Below are 25,389 nucleotides of genomic sequence, written 5' to 3'. Positions count from 1 at the left end.
ACCCCGAACAGAACGAGGGAAAAAATACGCTTCTCTTAAAGAAGATTGCCTGCAATTCCCTGCGCTTTCCGGGTATTTTCTCGGCCAGGGCTTGGTCAGTTGTTCTCTCGGAAAAACATGGACCCTTTACGAATGAACCGACACACCCTGACCGGATACCCATACCGCTTATCCGATCATGTGATGGTCAGGATTCTCCATCGCCGTCCCGGTCGATCCCCAAGCTCCGGTACACTCCCGGCATACGATCTTCAAACACCGGAATCTTCCGCCGGATACGTGCGACTTCGGCGAGATCGATCTCCACCGTCAGCAACGCTTCCTCTTCCCCGCCTTCAACCAGGATTTCTCCCCAAGGATCAACCACCATGGAATGCCCGCCAAACACATCCCGACCGCCGACACCCACCCGGTTGCACGCCACGACGTACAACTGGTTCTCCACGGCACGCGCCTGGTTCATCAGCCGCCAATGCTTCAGGCGTGCCAGCGGCCACTCGGCTGGAACGAACAAAATCTCCGCTCCGTCCAACGCCAGGGAGCGCGCCAATTCGGGAAAACGGATGTCATAGCAGATCATCACGCCCGCCCGGTGCGATTCAAGGGAGAATGAAACCCGTTGATCCCCCGCCTGTAAGTATTTTTCCTCGTCCATCAACCGGAACAGATGCACTTTGGCATATCGGGCCACTTGCTTGCCATGCCGGTCGAAAATATAAGCCGTGTTCCAAAAATGGTCCGCTTTTTTTTCGGCAATGGAACCCCCCACCAGATGAACACGGTAGCGCGCTGCGGTCGACGCCATCCATTCCGCCAGCTCTCCCCGGTCAGCACCATCTTCCAAGCGATCCAACGCATAACCCGTGTTCCACATCTCAGGCAGTACGACCACGTCTGCCTGCTCTCGTTCCGCGGCCTGACGAATCCATTCTTCCGCCCGTTGCCGGTTTTGTTTCGGGTCTCCCCACGCGATATCCATTTGTACCAACGAAATGCGCATTCCCTTGTTCCCCCTTTTTCTCCATTCAAACAAAAACCACGGCCATTGACCATGGTGGATGTTCAATATTGGTTCATACATTTCCTCGTGACGCGCGGGCGACGGAAAAAGTAAAGGCTCCGCAGCAATCCCTTGTAACGCAGTTTCACTTCCTCCCGGTAAGTGTGAAACGACTCACCGCCAAGTTGAACGACACTGAAGCAACATAAGTAAAGGAAGCAAACCACTTCGTGCAACTGGGGGTAGCGTTTGGTCAGATTCCGCCGATGCAGGGTTTCCTGCACTTGCTGAACGTTTTCCAGCACCAACCGGATCGGCGCGGGATCTTGTCCCGGCTCAAACCGGCGCAGTTCCCGCACGCTTCTGTCGATAAAGGGCAAAATGTCTCTCAATTCCTGCGGCCGGGTCTCCCGCTGGGTACCCATTTCCTCCTCACCCCCATAATCAAGAATCCGACAAGCTTTGCCGTCATTTCAGTGAACCAGGGAACTTGTCTGAAACCCAAACCGTTTTCAGATATTTTTGGATTCGATCGGTTTTTCTTTCTATCCGCCAGATTCTGTCGATATGGTACTAATTAACGGCTTTTGCCGGTTCAAAAAGTGATTTGAGTCGATTGTACCACATTCTCCCCACTTCTCCCATGGGTGAAATGAGGGAGATTTCGCCGTCGATTTTTGTCCTTGACGGTTGAGTTTTGGCCTCTGTACCTGAAGCACGCGCAACACACGGACAAATTCCCCCGTCTGACATTTCCCCATCATACGCTCCGCCTTTTTTACCTCCAGTCGCAAACGGACGCCGTTTTGCAACAGCGAGGAGGGCAAACCCACCAGCTGGTATCGTTGCCCTGTGTCATCCTCCAGCACCCAGCAACCGCCTTCCAAGTCCAAGTATCTCAACGTACCCTGCAACATCCAGGTTTCTCCGATCACCGTTTTTCCCTGCCATTGTGTCGCCGTCCAAACACCGGCTGCCGCCGTCAACAGACCAACTGTCAGGATCATCGCCAATCGTTTGTTCAAGGATATCCCCCCCATCATGCCAACATCTTTTCCAATATCCTTCCAATCAAATGCGATCCGCAAAACAAAAGCCCCGGTAAGGGGCAGAAACTTCCCGCAAAGTGGCCTGCTCAAACCATCAGGCGACCATGTTTTCCAGGCAACCGGATCGAACCTCTTGCCGAACGGAGAATCGGAGAGGCGCGCCCCCTGCGCCTCAGATTCGAAGCGGCCATCACCAGCTTCCTGAACGCAGCCGGGACAAATATACACACGATACGGATCAGATACCGGAGCCGCAGACTCAACAAACCGAACCCGTACAAGGGACCATTCAATCAAAAAAACGCTGACTGATCCCGTACAATTTGGCAAAGGTTTTCCATGCGTAGGAATCCGTCATGCCCGCGATGTGATCGCATACAACCCGTTCCTTCTTCCCTTCCTCGGCCAGTAGGCGGTCTTTTTTGGGCAGCAGTTTGGGCTCTTGCAAAAACGCTTCAAACAGTTTGCGGACAATGTACTGTCCTTTCCATTCCGCCGTCTGTACGGTATCGGAATCGATCACTTCGTCTTTGACAAGCGTTTTGAGATCGGCGCACAACCACCGCAATTCATCAGGCAAAAAAGCGGTCCATCGCAAACGGTCGGATGTGACGCCCGGTACCTGTCGCAATTGGACGTTGCGGACGAATGTATCGATCAAGTAAGCAAACATATGCTTCAGCTTCGATTTGAATTCTTCGTCACGGGGGTGAAGATCCCGCAGCACATCCACTGCCTTTTTCAGTCCCGGATAAGCTTCATGCAATCGATCCCGCTCCATCAGTCGGCGGATCGGCTCGACGTCCACCATCCGCAAATTGAGTGCATCCTCCAAATCGTGGGTGGCATAAGCAATGTCATCGGCGATTTCGATGATGGAACATTCCAGCGTTTGGTTGACCGTTCGTACATGTTTGTCCTTGGCCGGACGCTCCGCTTGCAGAAAATAAGCAAGATCGTCACTGCAAAACGGACGCAGAACCCACTCAAACGCTTCCCGATCCTCCGCAAAGACCCCCGCTTTGGGTGGATAGGAGGCCGCTTTGGGATTGCAAGCATCATCGTAGACAATGGGATATTTCAGTATGGACAACAACAACGCCCGGGTCACGTTCAGCCCTTGCGGCGGTTTCCCTTCCAGCCGGGTCAAAAGGCGAAACGTATGAGCGTTGCTTTCGAAACCGCCATGTTCCCGCATACAGGCATCCAACGCACGTTCTCCCTGATGGCCAAACGGGGGATGACCCAAGTCGTGAGCCAGTGCCGCCGCTTCAATCAAGGACGTGTCGATCTTCCGATCCGGTTGCAACAAGGGGGAGTGTCGGTTGAGCGCGATGGCGATTCCACGGGCAATCTGCGCCACTTCCATCGAATGCGTCAACCGGGTGCGGGGAAAATCGCTCACCCCGGTACCGATCACCTGCGTTTTGGATTGCATTCGCCGAAAGGCCGCACTGTGCACGATCCGACCGTAATCCCTTTCAAACTCGTCCCGCGGCTCCTCTGCGGAGCGCTTCGGATGGGAAAACCGCCGTTCCCAATCCGCTGAACCGTACAATCGATTGGGCGCATCAGACAACCACATCCCCAATCCCCCTTTGTCCGTTTCTATGAGGTTTATGTCCGGGTCATAGGTTCATTCGTTTTTTTGCAAAAAATCCCTTCCATGGATTTGAGGAAGTGGAAAACACCCCTCATCCGTCGACCTTCGCAGTAGTTGGATACTGTTTTTCGGATTATATTGCCGGGCCTCGGCCCGCTCGTGGGGGAAGTCGTTGACTTTTTCGACCCGACACCCACCATTTACGAGCTGACCACGGGGAAAGACTGGGATACCGGTGAGGAACTGGGCGGTTACGATCGCTATGCCGAGCCTTTCCTGGAATACTTGATTGGCAAGAAAGTAGGCAAAGGCGGAAAATTCCCGGCAAAGCTGGACAAGAAGCTGCTCGGAGGAAAAGTTACCAAAAAGCTGGATGAATGGACACAACCGGTAAGGGAAAAACGGGATGAATTCGTAGAGTGGGCATGTTCCAATGGTGGCTTGCTCTCGGAACGAGCCGTCTCCACCGCCTATGCCGACAATGGTGGTTCCATACCGGACAAGGAATGTTTGATGCAGCAGATATTGGGATGGTCGGGTGATCAAGCACGGAGAGACAGAGTCGCCCATGGCGGATATTTTATGAGCAAGGAGTTCCGCAAACGCATCGCGAATGCAAAACCAGCACCTTACGACAAACACACTGATGCCCGAACAGTAGATGAGGCGAAGCGATTTAGCTACAAACACGCTCAGTTTTTGCCTAATGTTGACAGAAAAAAGCTTGAAAAAGAAGCATTGATGAAAGCTGAATACGTTTTTGTGAAGAATGGTGTTGCTTATTTCTTCTATGATACAGGAAAAATCGTTGGTTATGATAATGGAGAACCTACAACCTGGATTCGTGCTGAATTACCTATCGGTGATAGATCAAAACCTGAATATCACGGGCATCCCATGTCCAAGAAAAGGGTAGATGGCTATTTAAAAAAATCAATACGATTAAAGAGGTGAAAAAATGAAAAACCAGTCCATTCCGAAAACACCTTACCCGATCTTCCATCGTCAGCCATTAAAAATTCATGCCGGATGGCGAATTCAGTTTACCTCTCTTTCCAATGATATGGATACCCAGCAAGTTTCCCCAGATGATGAAGACGCATGGCTCGATTTTATGCAGGATCTGGTGTATATCCATTATAGAGATACTTTCGGATTGGATCTTGGCTGGTATCCGGAGGGGGATCCGAACGGTGCATTTGAGCTTCAACTGGTGACCCACAAGGACTTCAAAAAGCTCTTTTCCATCGAAACGAGGAGTTTGAACGAAGTACTCGATGGCATCGAAAAGATCACATGGGGTGTCAGCCAAGGGATTTTGCCCACTCGTGATCGTGAGTTTTCGATTGAACTGCTGGTTCCTCCGATTCGGTTGCAACCGATTAAATTTTATCAAGGGTGGACGGTTCGACATAACACCTTTACGGAAACAGACCTTATTAAACTCCCTCCCGATCGACCGGAGATGTGGACGAGCCTGACCGAGGACTTGTTACGGTTGGAAAATGACGACCATGATGAAATTCGTCTGGGATGGGAGCCCGGCTGTGATCCCAATGGACGGTTCGTCCTACGGGTGTTCAAAGACGGTGACAAGAAACATCCGACTCGCACCATCGAAACGAGAAAGAAAGAAGAGATCGTTGACTGGATCGAATGGGCCACATTGGGCAGATTGTAAGATTCGAAACTACTAGCGAGCTTGTTGAGTCCGTTTGAAGATGAAGTAAGGCATCCCTCCGGTCGGAGGGATGCAATGCATCATGAGCCCATGGTAAGAATTTTGCCCATTTGTTACCGGTAATGCGCCTTTCGCACTCCTCAAATCCGCCTTCGTCACCCGGCCGGCTTTCATTTTGACCCGTTTCGGCATCGCACCGTCTGCTTTCGCCAAGTTATAACCGGGAAGTACAAACGAGGGGATCACCATTTGTTTATTATCTGTAATCAGACAAATAACCTACCAGCATTCGAATGAGCGGCCAAAATTCTCTCAGTTAAAGTTGAACAAACAGCAAACAGAGCCTTCGTCAGCGAAGGCTCTCAAATGGTAATCATCCATCAATGGCTTGATGGATACTTTGCCCCATCGCTATCCTTCTCTCTTTCACGAACAGCACCAACACGAAAAAGGAAAGGATGATCGCTGCATCAAGGAAAACCGCCGGAGACCAACTGTTCGTTGCATCCCGCAACGTGCCACTGACAGCGGGTGAAAGAACGGCACCGATTTCCCCCACCTAGTTGGCCATCCCAAAAGTCGCACCACGCCGGTTCGGTTCTGAAAGATCGGCAATGATGGCATGGTAAATGGGTTGTAATGCATTGAAAAACAGACTTGCAATGAATATCAAAATTACCATTACGAAGGCGGATTTGCCTCCTTTGATGAGATAGATACCGAAAACAATTACAGGAAATATTTCAAAACCATCAAAAAAGGGGAAATAGCTGATGTGTTATTTCTTCGCAGACTTGGATGATGAAAAATACCCTGCTTGGGAAGAGATTAGCAATGCAATTGAAAAGTTGGATGGGGGATCATTCAACCATTTTGTATTTGATATAAATGGCGTAGCAATGATGACGTGTGGAGGAGGAAGGGGAAAGAAGGTATGTGGTCAGCTATGTATCAGGAGATAAAAATGGTAGTTTAATTAACCAACAAGAACCAACCGACAAGTTTTATGTGATTACGGTTCAAACCCCCGATGAAACACCAGCGGCTTGGTGTGTGAAGAAAGAGACTGTGATCAATGCTTTTAGATATTTCTATGATACAAAAGGAGACCTGAATCCAAACTTACACTGGGACTGTGTCTAATTTTTGATAAACCCGACTATTCACTGGCCGGGTTTTCGATATTATTCATTTGCTCAACTGAATTGTCGTCGATCGATCGAAGTGGAAACCAGTCTAGCTAATGTAAAGGAATCAATATTGATTATTTGGTACGTCAAACACGATTTTTCCCGTCTTTGTCGTGCGGTTCAACATTTCCAAGAAATACTGCGTGAGCCACCATTCACCTAGGATCAGTTTTGATCAAAAACAGAGCATGTTTACAATCCGTTTTCAGGAAAAATATCAAAGCCAAGGAAAGTGAATAAGTGATGAATTTTTACTTGAGTTCAGATTTATACGAAGGAGACAATCCTACTTGGGAACAAATATATGACGTTATTAAGAGTTTAGATGGAAAAAATTTAATAACTTTTATCTTGAATTAGAGGAAGTATCGGAAATAACTTGTGGCGGTGGGGATCTGATAAATGGCGAAAGACGATACGTAGTCGGGTATGTATCTGCTGACAAAAATTGTAGACTGATTCATCCTGATGAGCCAAAAGATAAGGAATACACGATTACAATTCACACGCCCGATGGCTTGTTGGTGTGTGAAGATAGAAGATGTTGTAGCTGCCTTTAAGTACTTTTATGAAAATGAAGGAAACTTGAATCCAAATTTACATTGGGACTGTGTTTGAACTTTGATCCAGCGAAATTGAATATACTACGATTGTTTATGATAAATAAAGTATGCCCTCAGTTCGGAAGGCTTTTTTTGTAATCATTCAACTCAGTCGGATATTTCTGCTTATTCCAGCATGTACCTAATGTCTATAAGCTGGATGAATTGACACAACCGGTAAGGGAAAAACGGGATGAATTCGTAGAGTGGGCTTGTTCCAATGGTGGCTTGCTCTCGGAACGAGCCGTCCCCACCGCTTACACCGCAGTGGTGGTTCCGTACCGGATCAGGTTTGTTTAGCACAGCAGAGATTGAGATAGTTGGGAGATAAAATACAAACGGACAAAATCGCCCATGGTGGATATTATGCAAGTAAGGAGTTTAGAAGCAGAATTGCCAACGCGCAGCCGGAACATTACATCAAACACACAAAAGGATGAGGCAAAACGGTTTAGCTACAATGCGGCCCAATATTTACCGAATGTTTACAGAAAAAAAATGAAAAAGAAGCTTTGATGAAAGCTGAATTTATTTACGTTGAGGACAAAAACAGGATCTATTTCTTCTATGATACAGGTCGGATTGTTGGATACGATCAAGGTGAACCTACTACCTGGATTCGGTCTGAACTCAGTAGAAAGGGACCACCTGAATTTCACGGGCATCCGATGTCAATAAAACGTGTTGACAGTTATAAAAACAAATGGATACGTAGAAGTGAGCTATTAAAGGGGGGAACGAAGTGAGAAAACAAAATTCAATCGACTATCAACCTCTCAGAATTCATCCGGGATGGACGGTTGTGTTTCATCATCTTTTAGATTTAGATCCTGCAACGGTACCACCGGATGATGAGGATGTATGGCTTTTCAAATTCACACAAGATTTGTTTTACATTCATTACAATGAGATTTATGGACTAGATGTAGGATGGTATCCAGAAGCAGATCCCAATGGTACGTTTGGACTCCAGTTTGTCACTCATCAAGATTTTGAAACCATTCTTTCTATAGAAACGAGAAGATTGGACGAAATCGCGGATGTAATCGATAAGATCACATGGGGGGTCAGTCAGGGTGTCCTACCCAGCTCAGATTCCCACTTAACCCTTGAAAAGATTACTCCTCCGATTCGATTGCTGCCACTCAAGATCCATAAATCATGGACAATTGAACGAAATAATTTTATGGACCTTGATCCAAACAAATTGGATGATGATTCACAAGTGATATGGCTAAATTTCACAGATGATCTGTTATGCCTGAAAGGATATCATGATAAACAAATCCGCTTGGGATGGGAACCGGCTGGCGATCCCAGCGGACGATACGTCCTGCGGGTGATTGATCCCAACAACAAGAAAAACTCTCTTCGTACTTTTAACACGCGCAATAATGAGGAAGTAGTGGATTGGATTGAGATGGCGACATTGGACATGCTGTAACTCGGTTTTTCACTATCCGCTTTTCTAACGATGTGCGATGTGTCGATCCAGAGATGATGAATCGCCCTTCGTTCAAGGTCCTTCAATATCTTATGGGATAAGAAACAAACGCCCTAAAAAGGATGGATTAAAGCCATGTATGAGTTTCACGGGTGGATCATGATTCCAGAGTATGAAAAAAATAAAGATGCAGTGTTTGAGAAGATTAAACAGCGGATCGAAGAATACGCATGGGTGAGAGGTGTCCTTGGAATCACGGTGGTCAATGCTTCCTATCATATCTATACGTCCGGATATACAAATCACAAAGCTCAAGACGCTGATGAAGTATTTGAATTGTATCAATATGTCGCCAAACTATCTCCCCGGGCATACGGTCTGCTCTATGTATGGGATGACGAAGATCCAAACGGTTTGGCCAACGAATTTCAAGTGTTCGTGTTAATGCGAGGGAAAATTCATGAGCGAAGGGATCCGTTTTTATCTCCTTGTATCCCCTTGCTGGACGATCCCAAGTAGATTTGATTTACCGCCCCGAAAAGGGCATCTTTTAAACCGTTCTAATTTAAGCATGCAAAAAACTGAAAGGTATCTAAAAGCCGGATGAATGGACGCAACCGGTAAGGGAAAAACGGTATGATTCCGTAAAGTGGGCATGTTCCAATGGGGTTTGCTCTCAGAACGAGCCGTTCTCGCTGCCTACTCTGACAGTGGTGGTTCCGCACCGGATAAATAGGAGGCGATGTAATGAAAAAGAGACTTCGAAAAAAGTTACACAAGAAATATTTGTATGATGTAATCTATGAAATAAGTGTCTCATCCTATTGGCGTGAAAAAATCATAAATTTGTCGCCAGTGGAAAGCCTCGTCTTAAATAAAAAGACGGTTGATTATGTACCAACATATCTTTCCAATGTTATACGAAAATATTCATTGTCATATATGATCTCCAGATTGGCGCACCCTAATGGACAAATCATATTCATATTTATGGCAGAAGCGTTTCCTGATCAGGTTTATGGTTGTTCATATAACAATCCAAATGTGGTTGAAAGATAACAGTGGTCCGCAAGTGGGCTGAGATCTCCGGGTTCCGGAAGATACGCCGGGGAAGCGCTCTTGGATGCCGTCGGATGGTATGACGTGGTTGCCTGGTTTATGAAGGATCTGCTCAGAAGGTGCATTGAAAGGATTGGAGCCGGCGCCAGTATAACATTGACGGTGAAGGGAACCCAATCGGATTCGTACCACCCGATGAGAAAATATGTGTATATGACCATAACTTCGGTGGTAGGCATTATGCTTTGAGGGATATCTCGAAAAAGCGATAAATGGGTTTTGGAAGTATAGTAAGTAGATTTGATTTACTGCCCCGAAAGGGGCATCTACGGATGAGAGGTTCTGTCATGAGAATCAAAATTCCTGATTTCGCAAATCTCTTTCAAGATAACGTAAAAATTGATACTCACCTGGGAGAAGGAATGACAAAAAACATCGAAGTGGGCAAAATAAGTCTATTATCAGGTCAAATTGTTGCGTGTGATCCTTTCGTTTCGCCTGGCACGGAACCGTTTGTCAACAAAGTTGTTCCAGGTGAATATCCGGTAGTCATCAATATTGTCCATTATCTGGATGATGACGACGAACGGATTGGAGCGGCGATGATTAAAATAAAAGAAAGTAAAGTTGTGCGGTGGGAAATGGCTTTAAAGAAAGGACAAGATCCCAATACTTTAGAAGACGGTGAAGTTTTTGGTTATCCGGTTGATAGTGGTACAGGATGTTTTATGGATTATGAAACTGCCCTAAGATATAAAAAAATATCACAAGAGAACCCTCTATTTCATGAGTTTATTTTAGAAGAAACGAAAAATAATTATGCTGATACACGAGATTGGGCTGATATTCAAATAGAACCGTCAGGTAACATAATCACCTTTTCAAGTGGGCTGGGTGACGGATATTATGCATCCTATTGGGGTTATGATGATGAAAATCATATCTGTTGTTTGGTAACGGATTTTGGTTTGTATGAAGAAGATTAAACAAAAGTAAGCTGTGCGTGGTTCACCAAGAAGATTTTGAATGTATGTATGAGCTGATTTAGGAAAGGGAGATTGGATTCAATCGGCTCAATTCCTAGAGGCAGTGGACGGTAACACCGCAACCTTTAAGATCAATGGGAAAGTTGAGACAGTACGTGGAGTTCCGGAAAGCGGAGAACGTGGCTAAAACAAAACATATTGGTATTTGGAAGTGCCCCGGATATGTCACTGATGACGGCTTTGACCCCGGCAAATGGTGTGAAAGTAACTTCCTGCTCCGATAAAGGAACCACCGAAACCACCAGTTAAGAAACCACCAGCGAAAAAACCTCCAGTGAAGGAACCTATAACGGGTGACCGGGACTGCTCTGACTTTAGAACACAGAAAGAAGCACAACGCTTTTTGAAGCCCATCAACCCGGTGATCCGTTCAAATTGGATCGTGATCATGACGTATCGCCTGCAAGCAGTTGCCATGATAAACTTTGACGATTCATACGAGGCAAGGCACAGAATGGATCAACAACAACTAAAGAAGTTGGAGACTTTAGAGACTGGCGATCTGTTGATCTTCCCGTCATCCCGTTCATCTTTCCGAATAGATGTGGGACGAACTATCGATGGAACTGATCTCGGTTGGATCGTAACGATGGACGGGAAATCACCTTTCATAGGCAGAAACGCTGAAAAGGTGGTTGATATCTGCTTACGATTCCCCCGATTAATGAGCTGATTCTCAGCACTCTTTTTGATTTTGGAACCGTCAGAGGCCAAAATTCTGAGTCTCTGAAGGCGTTAAAACAGGGCTTCTTCAAATTCGGTGAGACAAGGAAAAGGGCAGCTCTCGCAAGAGAAGCAGCCCTTTTTAGCACTGGACATTTGATCCTGGACTATTCATATAGTTCGTCAATAATCAGCCATGACTTGTTCTTGAGATCAAACACATCATCCGCTTCATGGTGTCGAAGATAACAACGATAGGGAATTTGGTTTCCACCTGCTTCTTCAAAACACTCTATAAAGAATTGGAATATCATATCCGGGGCAATCTCATTTAGTTCCCTTTTTTTCCTTTTGTAAGTATCATTCTCGTCTGAATGAAGTATTTGTTGTAATTCCACATCAAAATTTACTTTATCCAATAAATCGCTTATTTTTTCATAACCATATTCTTCGCCCTCGACCATAGGAGTGATGCTTATATTAAATAACCCATTAAAACCACCATGGATTTCGAATAAGATGGTATCGACTGTCGAAGCATAGCGATAAGAAAAAAACTTTTTCAAACCTGCAATAAATTTATCTGTATGTTGATATATAATATTTTTTACTTCGGTTTGATCGATCATCATCGTATACCACCCCCCACCCCTTTCAGATCAGTGTGGCGAATGAAAATGATGAATAAGCCACGCTATCACAAACAGAGTCCCAAAAACTAACAAAACGTGCCAAATACTTCTGATTGTCTATTCCGTTTTTCCTCATAATCAGACCAGGAATTAATCAATGAATGACCAACCAAAGGAAACCAAGGGAATGCAAAAAAAGGCGTACGGCAAGAACAACATTCCCATAAAGATCATTCCATCATTAAACGTTTTTTGATCACCCATACTGATCATTGCCAATGCCATCAAAGCAGGAACACTAACAATCACGCAATGTATTTGCACTATACGAAATCCAATTTTTCGTAACCGCTCAAAACTAGACATCAACGAACAATTGAAAGAAAGGAGCAACTAAATCAGATGCCGCAATAAAAACAGGACAATGGTATCCATATCGTCCATCTCACTACGTTTGGGAATCTTGCTCATCTTTTTTGAACGACAGCACAATGTTTTTTAAAGCGAAGGACAACAGTGCAAACCAACCAATTTCAAGGGCGTATCCTCCGAAAAAGATCAGGTATGGCACATATTCCGGTGTAAACGGCGAATCGGTGGAAAATACTGATACCAATATGGGTCCGATAAGGAGTGCCATTACGAATGGAAGACCCATGATATAAAATCCGATAAGTAACCCTATCACGGAAATGATTACAAATATCCAAGAAGCCACGAGTTTGAACGATTTCACTTATCTACCCTCCATCAATCAATCGAAAAGCGAAATAATAACCCTCCAAATTCCTCTAAATAACCAGCCGATCCCCTGGAAAATCCATTTGATAAACCTAAACATGCTCCACAAATTCTCAACATCATGTTTGATTTCAACATAGTAATCCAGAAAAAATCTAGGTATTTTCAGTATAATGAAAAGCATGTGGTCCAACAAGATGGGGCTTGCCCTGACTCTGATTGTTAGAATCCGTTCATTGTCAAAAACCCGGAAACCAATACTGGTCTTTGGGTTTGCTTCTTCATCATTGTTTGCCTAGATTTTGATTTACTTTTTCTTTCACTTGCTGTCGCCCTTGTCTCACTCTGTCCTCCATCCGTTTTTTGAAGGCTTCGATTTCCTTGATCAGTCGGTCCCGTTCCTGGGAGTAAGTATCCAAGGTTAAAGTGATACTTGCTTGACCGAGTCTATTCTGATATGATCTTTTGATGAACCCTCGCTGGAGCAATAGGGATACACGGGTGTGTCTGAGGTCGTAGCGACCACCGCAGCAGACACCTTGATGTCGGGTGGCAGTCGTTTTCAGATGACTTTGCGTATTTGAAATGACGATTTTAATTGAAGAGGTGAAAAATGAGCTTCTTGAAATATCAACGGATTCCCTCCAAGCCATACCCGATCTTTAATCGTCAACCTTTGAAAATCCATGCGGGGTGGCGAATTCAGTTTACTTCTCTTTCCAATGATATGGATCCCCGCCAAGTTTCCCCTGATGATGAAGACGCATGGCTCGATTTTATGCAGGATCTAATGTATATCCATTATGATGAGACATTCGGATTGGATCTTGGCTGGTATCCGGAGGGGGATCCGAACGGTGCATTTGAGCTTCAACTGGTGACCCACAAGGACTTCAAAAAGCTCTTTTCCATCGAAACGAGGAGTTTGAACGAAGTACTCGATGGCATCGAAAAGATTACATGGGGTGTGAGCCAAGGGATTTTGCCCACTCGTGATCGTGAGTTTTCGATTGAACTGCTGGTTCCTCCGATTCGGTTGCAACCGATTAAATTTTATCAAGGGTGGACGGTTCGACATAACACCTTTACGGAAACAGACCCTATTAAAATCCCTCCCGATCGACCGGAGATGTGGACGAGCCTGACCGGGGACTTGTTACGGTTGGAAAATGACGACCATGATGAAATCCGTCTGGGGTGGGAGCCCGGCTGTGATCCCAATGGACGGTTCGTCCTACGGGTGTTCAAAGACGGTGACAAGGAACATCCGACTCGCACCATCGAAACGAGAAAGAAAGACGAGATCGTTGACTGGATTGAATGGGCAGAATTGGATAGGTTGTAAGAGTATTTTGGGATGATTTGAACCTCCCATCGAGCTTGTGAGTCCGTTTGAAGATGAAGTAAGGCATCCCTCCGGTCGGAGGGATGCAATGCATCATGAGCCCATGGTAAGAATTTTGCCCATTTGTTACCGGTAATGCGCCTTTCGCACTCCTCAAATCCGCCTTCGTCACCCGGCCGGCTTTCATTTTGACCCGTTTCGGCATCGCACCGTCTGCTTTCGCAAAGTCATAACCGGGAAACACAAATGAGGGGATCACCATTTGTTTATTATCTGTAATCAGACAAATAACCTACCAGCATCCGAATGAGCGGCCAGAATTCCTCAGTCACAGTTGAACAAACTGTAAACAGAGCCTTCGTCAGCGAAGGCTCTCAAAAGGTAATCATCTATTTTCAATCACTTGATGGATACTTTGCCCCATCGCAACACGTCTTTCTTTCACGAACAGTACCAACACGAAAAAGGAAAGGATGATCGCTGCGTCGAGGAAAACCGCCGGAGACCAACTGTTCGTCGCATCCCGCAATGTGCCACTGACAGCGGGAGAAAGAACAGCACCGATTTCCCCCACCAAGTTGGCCATCCCAAAAGTCGCTCCACGCTGGTTCGGTTCTGAAAGATCGGCGATGATGGCATGATAGATGGGCTGCATTGCGTTGAAAAACAGACTTGCAACGAATATCAACGTTCCCATTACGAAAGCGGATTTGCCTCCATTGATAAGATAGATACCGAAAATCAACGTAGTAATTCCCTGCAACAGGATAAACCAGACTAGAACAACCTTCCGCCCCCAGTTTTTCCGAAGGGCATAGTCTGCCAGCCAACCGCCGGCAGGAAATCCGATGATGCCTGCCACACCGTTAAAGGTGGCGGTCAGTGCCGCCTGCAAAAATGAAGTGTTTGCCGCTTCCGAAATGATGGATACCGACCAGAAACTGAAAAACCAAAGGTTCCAAAGAATGGCGATATGGCCGATATACATGATCACGAGGCTTCGATCCCGCAACACCTTGGACAGTTCCGTTCCCTTTTTGATATAAGCAAACCCGACCAGCATAAAGCATAAGACAAGTTCAATCACCGCCACTCCCCAGGAAGGCAAACCAGCCTGATCCGCAATGAAAAATACCCCCAAAATCGCCAGAAAGAAAAGAATGTTGTACTTTCCCAAACCGATCAGTGCGTCTCGATAAGATGCCTGATCGGATTTGTTTTTCAAGCAAGCTGAAACGACAACGGCGACAATCAATGTGACGATGCCAAAAGCGAAAAACACCATTCTCCACCCTTGTCCGTCACCCAACAGCGAGTTCCCCCATCGAATCAGATAGGGAGGCAACAATAAAGCGAATGTCACTCCGAGCGCCAGCCCTGTGATCACGACTCCCATCCCGAGACTGCGTTTTTCGAAAGGGGTCACCTCCGTGATCAAGGTTCGGTCATTTGCGTAGTATACTCCTTCACCCAGCCCCGTAAGAACACGCAACGCGACAAATCCGATCAGCGAGGACATGAAACCGCTTACAACCGTGGTGATGGCTGCCACAAACAAGCTGATCGTAATGATTCTTCGATGTCCAAATCGATCCCCGTAGTATCCGCCAGGAAATTGCGTGAGCATATATCCGGTGAAAAAGAGGCTCCCCACCAATCCACCCAAGGCATGAGGATGCTCAGCCGCCATCAAAAAGGAGACCTTGTTTTCAATCATCCAGGTGACGATCGGACCCGTAACAGCCCGGTCAGCGGCACTGACCGTCCAACCCAACAGTAACAAAAGCCAAACCGTGTGATAATGTTTCCACCCTTTCACGTTCGTTTGCATTTTAGCACCTCCTGAAAATGGATGATGATCCAAGTTCCCTGTTTTCCGGTATATTCTTCAAAATTATTTTAAAATTGCTGTTTTGAAACCTGTGGCAGACGGACATCGAGTACAGCCGATCTCCCTTCTTTCACGATTCGCAAAGCGCTTTCAATCGCTTCCATCAGTTCATCCGGCTTTTGTACCGTTCTTGCATAGGCACCGCCGGCCGCTTCGGCTACCTTCGCCAGCTCCGCCGATGGGTCGAAATTGACCCAGAATTGATCAGTCTGACTGGCAATCCCGTGAGGATGCACGCCAAGCGTTGACATTTTCGGCGCCCCCCACCCTCGGTTATTGTAAATAATGGTCAGAAATGGCGTGTTGTATTTTCGAGCGACCCAGTGAACGGCGGTGGGATTACTGAAAATATAAGATCCGTCACCGGTCAGGCACACGACCGTCCGATCCGGTGCAGCCAGTTTTGCACCGATCGCCGCACCTCCGTGCCACCCCAGGGAACTGGCTCCGCTGCCAAAGAGGGTTCCGGGTTTGTTTCGTGCCAAATGCTTCGAGACGGTTTCATAGTTGGTAATCGTTTCCGAGAGCACGATCGTATCGTCATCAATCGCCTCGCGTACACACGCTGTCAGAAACTGTGGAGTAATGATATCTGCTTCCTTCCATTGTTCTTGGCGCTTCCACTCTGCTCTTTGATCAGCATGAATATTCGAAAATTCCAGATAACGTTTGGTGACCGTATCCTGATCAATCTCGACACTGTCCAAATAGGAGTTGAGCTGCTGCAACGCTACCAGTGAATCCGCTTGAATGAAACGATCGGAGGGAATGTACCACAGCGGGATGTTTTCTTTTAAAGGATCCATATCGATATAATAAATGGTGCCATCTTTCCTCGGTTGATTTTTCAGCGGAATCCACGGTACATCACTGTCGATCACCAAAACGAAATCGGCTTCTCCCAAAATTTTGTTTTGGACCGGCGCATTCCACTGATATCCGACATGCAGCGGATGATCAGCCGGGAAGTTCACATAATTCGGAACGGATTCCAATACGGGAATCGCCAGTTTCTCACTCAATTTGATCAGCTCAGCGACAGCTTCCGTGTTTCTGCCGAGGTAAGAGGTCACGATTAACGGTTTTTTGGCTCGAAGCAGGTTTTCAGCCAGTTCCGCAACCAGTTGCGGAGGAACGGCACCGGGCACCAGCGGCCCCCATCCCTTCTTCTCAATGGCGATCGGTTCGATCTCTTCTTCCAATACTTCACGGGGAGCCATTAAATAAACCGGGCCTTTCGGTTCACTCTCCGCAATTTGCAGTGCTCGATAAACCAGTTGCTTTACATTTTTCCCTGTTCGGATTTCATTCTCGTATTTCATGTATTGTCTCACAATTCCGCGTTGGTCAAAAACATCTTGAATCCAATGAATGAATTCATTTCGACTTCCTGTGAGTTCCCCTTCCTGTGTAACCGGTGAAGCGCCTGCGAAAATCAGAACGGGAACCCTTCCTTTTGCTGCATTATGGATCGACCCGCCCAAATTTTGTGTCCCGCATTCGACATGCACAAAAACGGCTTGCGGCTTGCCGCTGACTTGGGCATAACCGTGAGCGGCGCTCAACGCCACCATCTCATGAGGACAAATCACAATTTGTGGGAAAAGCCTGTTTTGTACTTTTGCTTGCGCCCAGCTTTCAATCAAAGCCGGATGATCGCTTCCCAGGTTCGCAAAAATGTAAGAAACACCCGCCTCTTGCAACGCCTCCATCAGGGCAGTGGCCGTTGTGTACTTGTGAGGAGTCGACCGGACATTTGTCCCCCGCGACCCCGTCACAGCCGTGGATGGATTCCCGGAAGTGAATGGTGTCACCGTCATCCCTCCGATCCAGATGGTAAGTAAAACAAACGGATTCCTTATGAGAAAGGATAGGAACGAGGCTGATGCTGAATGGAGATCCATTTGATCGTCGTAAATTCTTCCAATGACCACTTGCCATTCAATCGTCCCAGACCGGACCCTTTCTCCCCGCCAAAAGGAATATGAGGCTCGTCATTAATGCTTTGATCATTGACATGGATCATTCCCGTGCGGATCTTCTGAGCGACTTGCAAACCCCTCTCCCAGGAACCGGAGAAAACGGATCCGCTCAACCCGTATGGAGAATCATTGGCGATCCGGATTGCCTCCTCTTCGTTTTCAACCGGGATGATGACAGCCACGGGACCGAATATTTCCGACTGGGCAATCGGCATATCATTTGTTACATCTGCCAAAATGAACGGACTCATCAAGTTCCCTCTTACTTCCCCTTCCAAAACGACGCGTGCTCCTTGTGAGACGCTCTTTTCGATCAACCCCAGAATTTTGTTGACCTGATTGCGATTGATGAGCGGACCGATCACCGTTTCGGGATCAGCCGGATCTCCCGCTTTCAGTTGCAATACTTTTTCCTTGAAGACATCGATAAACTCCACATACTTTTTACGGTCAACGATCAACCGATTGACCGCCATACAAATCTGCCCTTGATGCATGAATTTCCCAAATACGGCCGCTGACACCGCTTGTTTCACATCCGCGTCATCCAGCACAATGAACGCATTATTCCCTCCCAATTCCAGCGCTGTTTTTTTCAGATGCTGACCCGCAACAGATGCAATATGCCGACCTGCAACTGTAGAACCCGTAAAAGAAATCATTCCCGGAATGGGATGTTCCACAAAATAATCACCAATTTCACCCAGATCCGCTACCACTACATTGAAGAGCCCTTTTGGAAGCCCGGCCTCTTCAAAAATGTCCGCGATGACCAATCCGCCTGAGATAAACGTTTGCAAATCAGGCTTCAACACGACGCCGTTCCCTGTAGCAACGGCGGAAACGATCGAGCGCATCGCCAAATGCAGCGGAAAATTCCAAGGCGCAATCACGCCTACTACACCCACCGGTGACCGATATAGTCGGTTTTCTTTACCCGGAATGACGGAGGGAACCATTTCCCCATGCATGCGAAATGGATACGTGGCCGCTTCGCGCATGAATGCGGTGGCAATATCCAGTTCCACATTCGCTTTCGAATGCGTGCTGCCGGCTTCCTCGATGAGAAGCTGAACAAGTTCTTCTCTCCGACGTTGGATGATGGCAACCGCTTTTTCTATCACGCTCGCTTTCTCGGGTGCGGGCGTTTGTTCCCATTCTTTTTGCATACGACGTGCCGACTCATACGCTTCGTCTATGTCATGGCGGTTTGCCAATTTGATCTCCGCAAGAGCATCACCATGATACGGATTTTGATTGATATAACGCTGACGGCTGGACCCCTCCCTCCACACACCGTTAATGAAAAGTTTGTTCCATTTTGAATATTTCACGCCCGCTTCCTCCTTCTCATTGTTCACGCTGTTTGTGAATCTCATCATAGCGAGACACCCGCGGTTGTCTCAAATTCCATGGGCAAACCTGCATAGTTCTCGGCCAGACTGGTCGCTGCGGCCCGTGAGGAAGTGACATAATCCAATTCGGCAAGTTGGATGCGGCGATCAAATGGTGTATGGTCAGGGTGACGATGCAACAAAGACGTCATGTACCAGGAGAAGCGCTCCGCCTTCCATACGCGGCGCAGACAAATTTCGGAATAGCGCTCCAACAGTTCTGTTTTGCCGGACCTGTAAAAGGACTCGAGACCACGTGCCAACACCTGTACATCCGCAACCGCCAGATTCAGCCCTTTGGCACCGGTCGGCGGAACGATGTGCGCTGCATCTCCGGCCAGAAAGAGTCTTCCGTACTGCATGGGGTCACAGACAAAACTGCGCATGGCGATGATGTTCTTTTGAATGATGGGACCCTCGATTAACTCCCAACCATCATGAGTCGCCAGCCGTGCATGCAGTTCCTCCCAAATCCGGTCATCAGGCCAATTGGCAATATCATCACGAGGATCAACCTGAATATACATCCGCTGGATTTCGGGTGAACGCGTGCTGACCAAGGCGAAGCCGCGTTCGTGATTGGCGTAGATCAACTCGGGCGCTGACGGGGGAGCTACGGTCAGAATGCCGAGCCAGCCAAACGGATAAATTTTCTGGTATTCCTTGCGTACTGTCTCCGGAATTGCAGGCCGGCTCGGACCATGAAACCCGTCACAACCCGCAATAAAGTCGCAGGTGATTTCCTGCAGCTCGCCGTCCTGGTCCTTGCGGAACCGGATCTTGGGTGTCGGTGTGTCAAGCTGGTGAAGACTGACGTCGCCCACATTGAAAATGATTTCTCCACCCGCCTTCAGTCGGGCAGCCACAAGATCCTTAATAACCTCGTGTTGGGCATAGATCGTCACGTTTTTCCCGCCAGTAAGCTCGTGGATGTCGATCCGGTGTCCCTTGCCGTTGAAACGCAGTTCAATCCCGTGGTGAAAATGCCCCTCCCGCATCATCCGCTCGCCGACGCCCGTCGCGTTCAACAGATCTACCGTACCCTGTTCGAGCACGCCCGCACGGATGGTTCCTTCAATTTCTTCGCGGGTGCGGCTTTCGATGATGATCGACTCGATCCCGTAAAGATGCAACAGATGTGAGAGCATCAGTCCGGCCGGACCTGCTCCGATGATTCCAACCTGTGTGCGCATGTTGACACACTCCTTCGTGGTTGTAATCAAATTGTGTTCGCAAATTTTATTTCGGTTGAAACGCCATCACCACATTGGCGCTGCCCGACGATTGGCCATACCCGTAATAGGCGCTTTCATAGTTTCCTTCCAACACTCCCAGCAACATCGCCAAATGACGTCCCCCGGACTCAACGCAAGCCGCTCTGGCATATTGAGGCAACATGTTCCATGCAGATGAGAGATCATTGTTATGCAAATACTCTAAAAATTGCCGATCCAAAGCTTGTTCAGCAGCTGTCGGCATTTTCTCGGGGCCTCGTACAAGATTATGGGAAAGGGCGCCACTGCTGACAAAGATTACGCGTTTCTCACTCTCACGCAACACCTTTCCGATTTGCTGTCCCCACACATAAGTTTCTTCCAGATTTGCCGCCCAACAAACGGAAAGATCAATAACCGGTATATCCCCATTCGGCACCAGATACCGAAGAGGTACCACTGTACCATAATCCCATACGTACGTTGGATCGTTCACTTTGACAACAGGGAGACCCGCCTTTTGCCCCGCTTCCACCAATTGGCCGGCCAGCTGTTCATCTCCGGGATACTGATAGGGCACGTCGGAGATCAGTTCGGGACATTCAAAAGCGGTTAAAACCCCTTTGTGCACCGGAGTGGCATCGACAAAATGATGGAAACTGGACAGCCAGTGACAGGATACGAGCACGATCGCATCAGGTTTGATTTTTTCAATGATCCTTGCGACTGAATGCATCCCCTTTACGAGTTCTTTTTGGAACTCCGGAGTTCGATCCTCGTGACACATGCGAGGTGTATGGGGTACAAGCAATCCCAATTCAATCGACATGTTCAGCTCCTCCCCAATCTATTATTTTGTTATCAATTCTGTTGATCGGACACAGGTGTTCCCCCGATGCCCCAGTGCGTTTTGGGTATCTCGGTTACAATGACCCGTACCGATTCTTTCGGAACCTCCAGCGTCGTACAGATCGTTTCCGTCACGTTTCGGATCAGTGCTTTCACCTTCTCTTCGGGTCTTCCCTGTAAAATCTGGATATTGACAATCGGCATGGTAACCTCCGTTCACACAGTTTTTATTCCGTCACTTGAAAACCGACTTCGCCCAACCCGTCGAATTTGGCTGAAACCGTATCCCCCACAGCCAACATCACGGCGCCCGTCACGCCTCCGGTCAGGATGATATCCCCTGCTTTCAATTTTTCGCCCTTCCTGGCCAACATGTTGGCCAGCATGGCGACCGAGTTGGCCGGATGTCCGACAACTGCGGCACTCGCCGCCAGATCTTTGATTTCTCCATTGATGGACAATGTCACACCGACCAAATCCAGTTCCAAGTGGTGAGGCCGTGTCAGACGGGAACCAAAAACCACTCTTGAGGAAGAAGCGTTATCCGCTATCACATCAGGTAACGTAAACCGGAAGTTCTCGTAACGACTGTCGATAATTTCAAGCGCAGGCATCACATACTCGGTAGCAGCCAGCACTTGGGCGCCCGTCATGCCCGGTCCTTCCAGATCCCGTCCCAAGATAAAGGCGATTTCCGCCTCCACTTTGGGATGGATCAACTCTTGCATCTTGACGGTACCACCATCAGGCACCAGCATATAGTCAAAGATATAGCCGTAAATCGGTTCGTCCACGTTCATCTGCTTCATTTTCGCCTGACTGGTTAAACCCATTTTCGGCCCGATGATGCGATGCCCTTGTTGGCGTTTGATAGCAACCAATTCTTTCTGCACTTGATAGGCGTCTTCCACGGAGAGATCCGGATAATCAGCCGTAATCCGAACCACTTCGCGCCTTTCCATTTCAGCATGGTGCAAGAATTCGGCGATCGATCGGAAATTGACCCCATCCACTGTGAATCCTCCTTCAAAGTGTGGCTGGTGAATGCCGTCCAATTGCTTTCCCGGTTCGCTCCACCTGCGCCCTCAAGGAAGCCGGTCATGGCGCTTCAGACCCGAACGCCGGACGCGGGCAAAGTGCGTTTCGCTTAGAGAAAGTTGCCCGCGATTTGCACCCCTGCGCTCTCCGGGGCTTCGCCCGGTCGGACCTGGTAAGTCGCTCATCCGGGAACACAATTGCTCACGCCCTAGTGCGCCACGGATTTGAGTTTTTTCTTTGCAATTTCCGCTGCCACGTCCACGATCATGTCTTCCTGCCCGCCCACTACTTTTCGCTTGCCGAGTTCAACCAGAATATCCCGGGAATCGATTCCGAATTTCTTGGCAGCCCGTCTGGCATGCAGCAGAAAACTGGAATAGACTCCGGCGTATCCCAATACCAAACTGTCTCTTGTAATCTCCTGCGGTGCTTGCAGAATCGGTGCGACCATTTCTTCTGCCAGGTCCATCATTTTGTAGAGATCAATCCCTGTTTCAATTCCCATCCGATCCAAAACAGCAACCAATACCTCTGTCTGCGTATTTCCGGCACCCGCTCCCAAACAACGAACACTGCCGTCAATCCGGGTAGCCCCTTCTTCAATCGCAGCCAGTGTATTGGCCATCGCCAGCGATAAATTGTTATGACCATGGAACCCGATGTTTGCGCTTACACTTTGTCGGAGAGCACGAATCCTCTCCCGTACTTCCTGCGGAAGCAGGGCGCCTGCAGAGTCTACGACATAAACAGTATCCGCTCCGTAACTTTCCATCAACTTGGCCTGTTCTACCAGTTTCTCAACCGGAGCCATATGGGCCATCATGAGAAAACCAACGGTTTCCAGTCCCAGTTCCTTCGCCAAAGCGATATGTTGCGCTGACACATCCGCTTCCGTTACATGTGTCGCGATTCTGGCCATTTTGGCTCCAATCCGGGCAGCCTGTTTCAATTCTTTCATCGTACCGATCCCAGGCAGCAACAACACTGCCACTTTCGCCTGTTTGCAAACGGATACCGCCGCTTCAATCAGTTCCAGTTCGTTTGTCCGGGAAAGCCCATACTGTAAGGATGAACCCCCCAGCCCGTCTCCGTGAGAGACCTCGATGTAAGGCACATTGGCTTGATCCAAGGCTTTTGCTATCCTCGTTACCTGTTCGACCGTATATTGGTGAGCAATGGCATGGCTTCCGTCCCGTAAAGCCACTTCCGTGATATGGATGTCACGCTGTTGAGTCATGGGATTCCCCCCTACACAGCTTGTTTTTTCAACCGGTGTTTGGCAAATTCTTCTGCCACTTTCACAGCGGCGGCCGTCATGATGTCGAGATTTCCCGAGTATTTCGGCAAATAATCGCCCGCCCCCTCCACTTCCAGGAATACAGTCACTTGATTTCCGTCAAATATCGGTTCGGTACGTAAACGGTACCCGGGGACATACGACTGCACCGCCGCTACCATCTCTTGGATCGATCGTGCAATCGCCGCTTCGTCGAAACCATCCTCTTCGACCAGGGCGTATACGGTGTTCCGCATCAAAATCGGCGGTTCCGCCGGGTTCAAAATGATAATCGCCTTTCCTTTTCGGGCACCTCCGATCACTTCAAGACCGCGGGCCGTCGTTTGCGTAAATTCATCGATATTGGCCCTTGTTCCCGGTCCGGCACTGCGACTGGAGATCGTTGCCACGATTTCGGCGTACTGAACCGGACTGACTCGGTGAATGGCATTAACGATCGGGATGGTCGCCTGTCCGCCGCATGTAATCAGGTTGACGTTGCTTTCCTCCAGATGTTCCCCCAAGTTGACCGGAGGCACAACCAATGCGCCCACTGCAGCGGGCGTCAGATCGAGGACCATTTTCCCCGCTTCTTTCAACCGTTGGGCATGTCGAATATGTGCCTTGGCCGATGTTGCATCAAAAACAATGTCGGCCAGATCCGGATGGGCAAGGAACCCTTCAATTCCCGTATCAATCACTTCATACCCATGTTCTCTCGCCAGTCGCAACCCATCCGACTCCGGGTCAATCCCGATCATCGCGGTCAACTCCAACACCTCGGAACGTTCCAGTTTCATCATCAAATCGGTACCGATGTTTCCCGATCCAAGAATGGCTGCTTTGATCTTGGACATGGTTCACACTCCCCTCCTGTCGGACTTGACTTATCCTTCACCGTCAAACCGAACGCCGACTTCACCCAAATGGGCAAATCGCGCCCGGAAATGATCTCCCGGTTCCGCATGCACGGCGGCAGACAGCGCACCGGAAAGAATCACTTCCCCCGCCTTCAAGGAAATGTCAAATTCATACAGCTTGTTGGCCAACCATGCGACACAGGCAGCAGGGTGACCCAAGGCAGCCGCTCCCACCCCCGTGTTCATCATCTCGCCATTTTTGTAGAGAACCATCCCCACCTGTGCGAGATCCAGTTCGTCCACCGCCAGCGGTTTTCCACCCAGAACATAAAGCCCGGAGGAGGCATTATCCGCAATCGTATCCTGCAATTTGATCTTCCAGTCAAGAATACGGCTATCGACGATTTCCAAGGCAGGTACGACATATTCCGTTGCTTGCAGCACATCCATGACGGTGACTCGCGGCCCTTGTAAATCTCTTTTCAGAACGAAAGCGATTTCAGCTTCCACTCTCGGCTGCAACACTTGACTCCATGAAATGAGACCATGATTTTCGATCACCATGGAATCCAACAAATGTCCGTAATCCGGTTGATCCACCCCCAGCAATTGTTGCATCGCCAGGGAGGTCAAGCCAATCTTCTTGCCCGTGATCCGACTGCCCGCCTGCAATTTTCGCCGGACGGTGCACAATTGAACCTGATACGCCTGCTCCACTGTCAACTCAGGATCCTGATCGGTGAGAGGCGGAACGCCTTGGCACCGTCTCTCCGCCTCCGCCAGTTGTTCGGAAAATCGAATGATTTTCTCATCATAAACCAAGCGCAACC

The 25,389-nt window shown here is 48.2% G+C and carries 24 protein-coding genes; 7 read left to right on the top strand and 17 right to left on the bottom strand.

Features of this window, described 5'->3' with window-relative positions:
• Nucleotides 1–187: 187 nt before the first annotated feature.
• From JQC72_RS15325 to JQC72_RS15310, 4 genes are all read right to left on the bottom strand, one after another.
• The gene (locus tag JQC72_RS15325; RefSeq protein ID WP_205497174.1) at nt 188–1,000 is read right to left on the bottom strand and encodes a carbon-nitrogen family hydrolase; all 813 of its coding nucleotides are present in this window, start codon (nt 998–1,000) and stop codon (nt 188–190) included.
• Nucleotides 1,001–1,062: 62 nt separating this feature from the next.
• Nucleotides 1,063–1,425: a hypothetical protein gene (locus JQC72_RS15320; protein ID WP_205497172.1), complete on the bottom strand. Its 363-nt coding sequence runs from the start codon at nt 1,423–1,425 to the stop codon at nt 1,063–1,065.
• Between the two features lie 120 nt (nt 1,426–1,545).
• On the bottom strand, nt 1,546–2,025 hold the full coding sequence (locus JQC72_RS15315; protein WP_205497170.1) for a hypothetical protein: 480 nt from the start codon (nt 2,023–2,025) through the stop codon (nt 1,546–1,548).
• Nucleotides 2,026–2,338: 313 nt separating this feature from the next.
• The gene (locus tag JQC72_RS15310) at nt 2,339–3,634 is read right to left on the bottom strand and encodes an anti-phage deoxyguanosine triphosphatase (protein ID WP_205497169.1); all 1,296 of its coding nucleotides are present in this window, start codon (nt 3,632–3,634) and stop codon (nt 2,339–2,341) included.
• A 177-nt stretch (nt 3,635–3,811) separates the two neighbouring features.
• Between JQC72_RS15310 and JQC72_RS15305 the strand changes: the two genes are divergently transcribed.
• Complete coding sequence (locus JQC72_RS15305) at nt 3,812–4,606, top strand: hypothetical protein (protein ID WP_205497167.1); 795 nt, start codon at nt 3,812–3,814, stop codon at nt 4,604–4,606.
• 4 nt (nt 4,607–4,610) lie between these two features.
• Nucleotides 4,611–5,333 carry a hypothetical protein gene (locus JQC72_RS15300; protein ID WP_205497165.1) on the top strand — a complete coding sequence of 241 codons (723 nt, stop codon included), beginning with the start codon at nt 4,611–4,613 and terminating at the stop codon, nt 5,331–5,333.
• Nucleotides 5,334–5,706: 373 nt separating this feature from the next.
• Here the strand turns inward: JQC72_RS15300 and JQC72_RS15295 are convergent, their stop codons facing one another.
• Nucleotides 5,707–5,892: a hypothetical protein gene (locus tag JQC72_RS15295; protein WP_205497163.1), complete on the bottom strand. Its 186-nt coding sequence runs from the start codon at nt 5,890–5,892 to the stop codon at nt 5,707–5,709.
• Between the two features lie 377 nt (nt 5,893–6,269).
• On the opposite strand from JQC72_RS15295, the gene JQC72_RS15290 reads away from it, so the two are divergent.
• The 4 genes from JQC72_RS15290 (at nt 6,270) to JQC72_RS15275 (ending at nt 10,614) form a co-directional block, all read left to right on the top strand.
• Nucleotides 6,270–6,476, top strand: a complete 207-nt coding sequence (locus tag JQC72_RS15290; protein ID WP_205497161.1) for a hypothetical protein — start codon at nt 6,270–6,272, stop codon at nt 6,474–6,476.
• 1,391 nt (nt 6,477–7,867) lie between these two features.
• Nucleotides 7,868–8,569, top strand: coding sequence for a hypothetical protein (locus tag JQC72_RS15285; RefSeq protein WP_205497159.1), 702 nt, complete (start codon nt 7,868–7,870; stop codon nt 8,567–8,569).
• 135 nt (nt 8,570–8,704) lie between these two features.
• Entirely contained in the window at nt 8,705–9,088 is a 384-nt protein-coding gene (locus JQC72_RS15280) for an Imm7 family immunity protein (protein WP_205497157.1), read from the top strand.
• Nucleotides 9,089–9,975: 887 nt separating this feature from the next.
• A complete protein-coding gene (locus tag JQC72_RS15275; RefSeq protein WP_205497156.1) occupies nt 9,976–10,614 on the top strand; it encodes a DUF4241 domain-containing protein in 639 nt (212 codons plus the stop codon).
• 890 nt (nt 10,615–11,504) lie between these two features.
• Here the strand turns inward: JQC72_RS15275 and JQC72_RS15270 are convergent.
• Both JQC72_RS15270 and JQC72_RS15265 read right to left on the bottom strand, forming a co-directional pair.
• Entirely contained in the window at nt 11,505–11,969 is a 465-nt protein-coding gene (locus JQC72_RS15270) for a hypothetical protein (RefSeq protein WP_205497153.1), read from the bottom strand.
• Nucleotides 11,970–12,417: 448 nt separating this feature from the next.
• Complete coding sequence (locus JQC72_RS15265; protein WP_205497152.1) at nt 12,418–12,705, bottom strand: hypothetical protein; 288 nt, start codon at nt 12,703–12,705, stop codon at nt 12,418–12,420.
• A 618-nt stretch (nt 12,706–13,323) separates the two neighbouring features.
• Between JQC72_RS15265 and JQC72_RS15260 the strand changes: the two genes are divergently transcribed.
• Nucleotides 13,324–14,055 (top strand): hypothetical protein, encoded by a 732-nt coding sequence (locus JQC72_RS15260; protein WP_205497150.1) that lies wholly within the window; start codon nt 13,324–13,326, stop codon nt 14,053–14,055.
• Nucleotides 14,056–14,440: 385 nt separating this feature from the next.
• Here the strand turns inward: JQC72_RS15260 and JQC72_RS15255 are convergent, their stop codons facing one another.
• From JQC72_RS15255 to JQC72_RS15210, 10 genes are all read right to left on the bottom strand, one after another.
• Nucleotides 14,441–15,886, bottom strand: a complete 1,446-nt coding sequence (locus JQC72_RS15255; protein WP_205497148.1) for an MFS transporter — start codon at nt 15,884–15,886, stop codon at nt 14,441–14,443.
• A gap of 68 nt (nt 15,887–15,954) precedes the next feature.
• The gene (locus JQC72_RS15250) at nt 15,955–17,760 is read right to left on the bottom strand and encodes a thiamine pyrophosphate-requiring protein (RefSeq protein WP_335342485.1); all 1,806 of its coding nucleotides are present in this window, start codon (nt 17,758–17,760) and stop codon (nt 15,955–15,957) included.
• 44 nt (nt 17,761–17,804) lie between these two features.
• Complete coding sequence (locus tag JQC72_RS15245; RefSeq protein WP_205497260.1) at nt 17,805–19,307, bottom strand: aldehyde dehydrogenase family protein; 1,503 nt, start codon at nt 19,305–19,307, stop codon at nt 17,805–17,807.
• Nucleotides 19,307–20,515 carry a 4-hydroxybenzoate 3-monooxygenase gene (gene pobA, locus JQC72_RS15240; protein ID WP_205497143.1) on the bottom strand — a complete coding sequence of 403 codons (1,209 nt, stop codon included), beginning with the start codon at nt 20,513–20,515 and terminating at the stop codon, nt 19,307–19,309. The genes JQC72_RS15245 and pobA overlap by 1 nt, the downstream gene beginning before the upstream one ends.
• A gap of 46 nt (nt 20,516–20,561) precedes the next feature.
• Complete coding sequence (locus JQC72_RS15235; RefSeq protein WP_205497141.1) at nt 20,562–21,365, bottom strand: DODA-type extradiol aromatic ring-opening family dioxygenase; 804 nt, start codon at nt 21,363–21,365, stop codon at nt 20,562–20,564.
• A gap of 32 nt (nt 21,366–21,397) precedes the next feature.
• Entirely contained in the window at nt 21,398–21,589 is a 192-nt protein-coding gene (locus JQC72_RS15230) for a 4-oxalocrotonate tautomerase (protein ID WP_205497139.1), read from the bottom strand.
• Nucleotides 21,590–21,612: 23 nt separating this feature from the next.
• Nucleotides 21,613–22,347 (bottom strand): 2-keto-4-pentenoate hydratase, encoded by a 735-nt coding sequence (locus tag JQC72_RS15225; protein WP_205497258.1) that lies wholly within the window; start codon nt 22,345–22,347, stop codon nt 21,613–21,615.
• Between the two features lie 284 nt (nt 22,348–22,631).
• Entirely contained in the window at nt 22,632–23,660 is a 1,029-nt protein-coding gene (gene dmpG / locus JQC72_RS15220) for a 4-hydroxy-2-oxovalerate aldolase (RefSeq protein WP_205497137.1), read from the bottom strand.
• Between the two features lie 11 nt (nt 23,661–23,671).
• Complete coding sequence (locus JQC72_RS15215; RefSeq protein ID WP_205497135.1) at nt 23,672–24,556, bottom strand: acetaldehyde dehydrogenase (acetylating); 885 nt, start codon at nt 24,554–24,556, stop codon at nt 23,672–23,674.
• A gap of 30 nt (nt 24,557–24,586) precedes the next feature.
• Nucleotides 24,587–25,387, bottom strand: coding sequence for a 2-keto-4-pentenoate hydratase (locus tag JQC72_RS15210; RefSeq protein ID WP_302104922.1), 801 nt, complete (start codon nt 25,385–25,387; stop codon nt 24,587–24,589).
• Nucleotides 25,388–25,389 lie beyond the last annotated feature (2 nt).

Source organism: Polycladomyces zharkentensis (assembly GCF_016938855.1).
Classification (GTDB): Bacteria; Bacillota; Bacilli; order Thermoactinomycetales; family JIR-001; genus Polycladomyces; species Polycladomyces zharkentensis.
Note: the sequence above shows the minus strand (reverse complement) of the source record. Positions and strands in the feature narration are given on the sequence as shown.

What these genes read in the sequence shown, in the direction of transcription:
- JQC72_RS15325 (WP_205497174.1), bottom strand. Translation starts at nt 1,000, where the DNA reads ATGCGCATTTCGTTGGTACAAATGGATATCGCGTGGGGAGACCCGAAA.
- JQC72_RS15320 (WP_205497172.1), bottom strand. Translation starts at nt 1,425, where the DNA reads ATGGGTACCCAGCGGGAGACCCGGCCGCAGGAATTGAGAGACATTTTG.
- JQC72_RS15310 (WP_205497169.1), bottom strand. Translation starts at nt 3,634, where the DNA reads ATGTGGTTGTCTGATGCGCCCAATCGATTGTACGGTTCAGCGGATTGG.
- JQC72_RS15300 (WP_205497165.1), top strand. Translation starts at nt 4,611, where the DNA reads ATGAAAAACCAGTCCATTCCGAAAACACCTTACCCGATCTTCCATCGT.
- JQC72_RS15280 (WP_205497157.1), top strand. Translation starts at nt 8,705, where the DNA reads ATGTATGAGTTTCACGGGTGGATCATGATTCCAGAGTATGAAAAAAAT.
- JQC72_RS15275 (WP_205497156.1), top strand. Translation starts at nt 9,976, where the DNA reads ATGAGAATCAAAATTCCTGATTTCGCAAATCTCTTTCAAGATAACGTA.
- JQC72_RS15270 (WP_205497153.1), bottom strand. Translation starts at nt 11,969, where the DNA reads ATGATGATCGATCAAACCGAAGTAAAAAATATTATATATCAACATACA.
- JQC72_RS15260 (WP_205497150.1), top strand. Translation starts at nt 13,324, where the DNA reads ATGAGCTTCTTGAAATATCAACGGATTCCCTCCAAGCCATACCCGATC.
- JQC72_RS15255 (WP_205497148.1), bottom strand. Translation starts at nt 15,886, where the DNA reads ATGCAAACGAACGTGAAAGGGTGGAAACATTATCACACGGTTTGGCTT.
- JQC72_RS15245 (WP_205497260.1), bottom strand. Translation starts at nt 19,307, where the DNA reads ATGAGATTCACAAACAGCGTGAACAATGAGAAGGAGGAAGCGGGCGTG.
- pobA (WP_205497143.1), bottom strand. Translation starts at nt 20,515, where the DNA reads ATGCGCACACAGGTTGGAATCATCGGAGCAGGTCCGGCCGGACTGATG.
- JQC72_RS15235 (WP_205497141.1), bottom strand. Translation starts at nt 21,365, where the DNA reads ATGTCGATTGAATTGGGATTGCTTGTACCCCATACACCTCGCATGTGT.
- JQC72_RS15230 (WP_205497139.1), bottom strand. Translation starts at nt 21,589, where the DNA reads ATGCCGATTGTCAATATCCAGATTTTACAGGGAAGACCCGAAGAGAAG.
- JQC72_RS15225 (WP_205497258.1), bottom strand. Translation starts at nt 22,347, where the DNA reads ATGGAAAGGCGCGAAGTGGTTCGGATTACGGCTGATTATCCGGATCTC.
- dmpG (WP_205497137.1), bottom strand. Translation starts at nt 23,660, where the DNA reads ATGACTCAACAGCGTGACATCCATATCACGGAAGTGGCTTTACGGGAC.
- JQC72_RS15215 (WP_205497135.1), bottom strand. Translation starts at nt 24,556, where the DNA reads ATGTCCAAGATCAAAGCAGCCATTCTTGGATCGGGAAACATCGGTACC.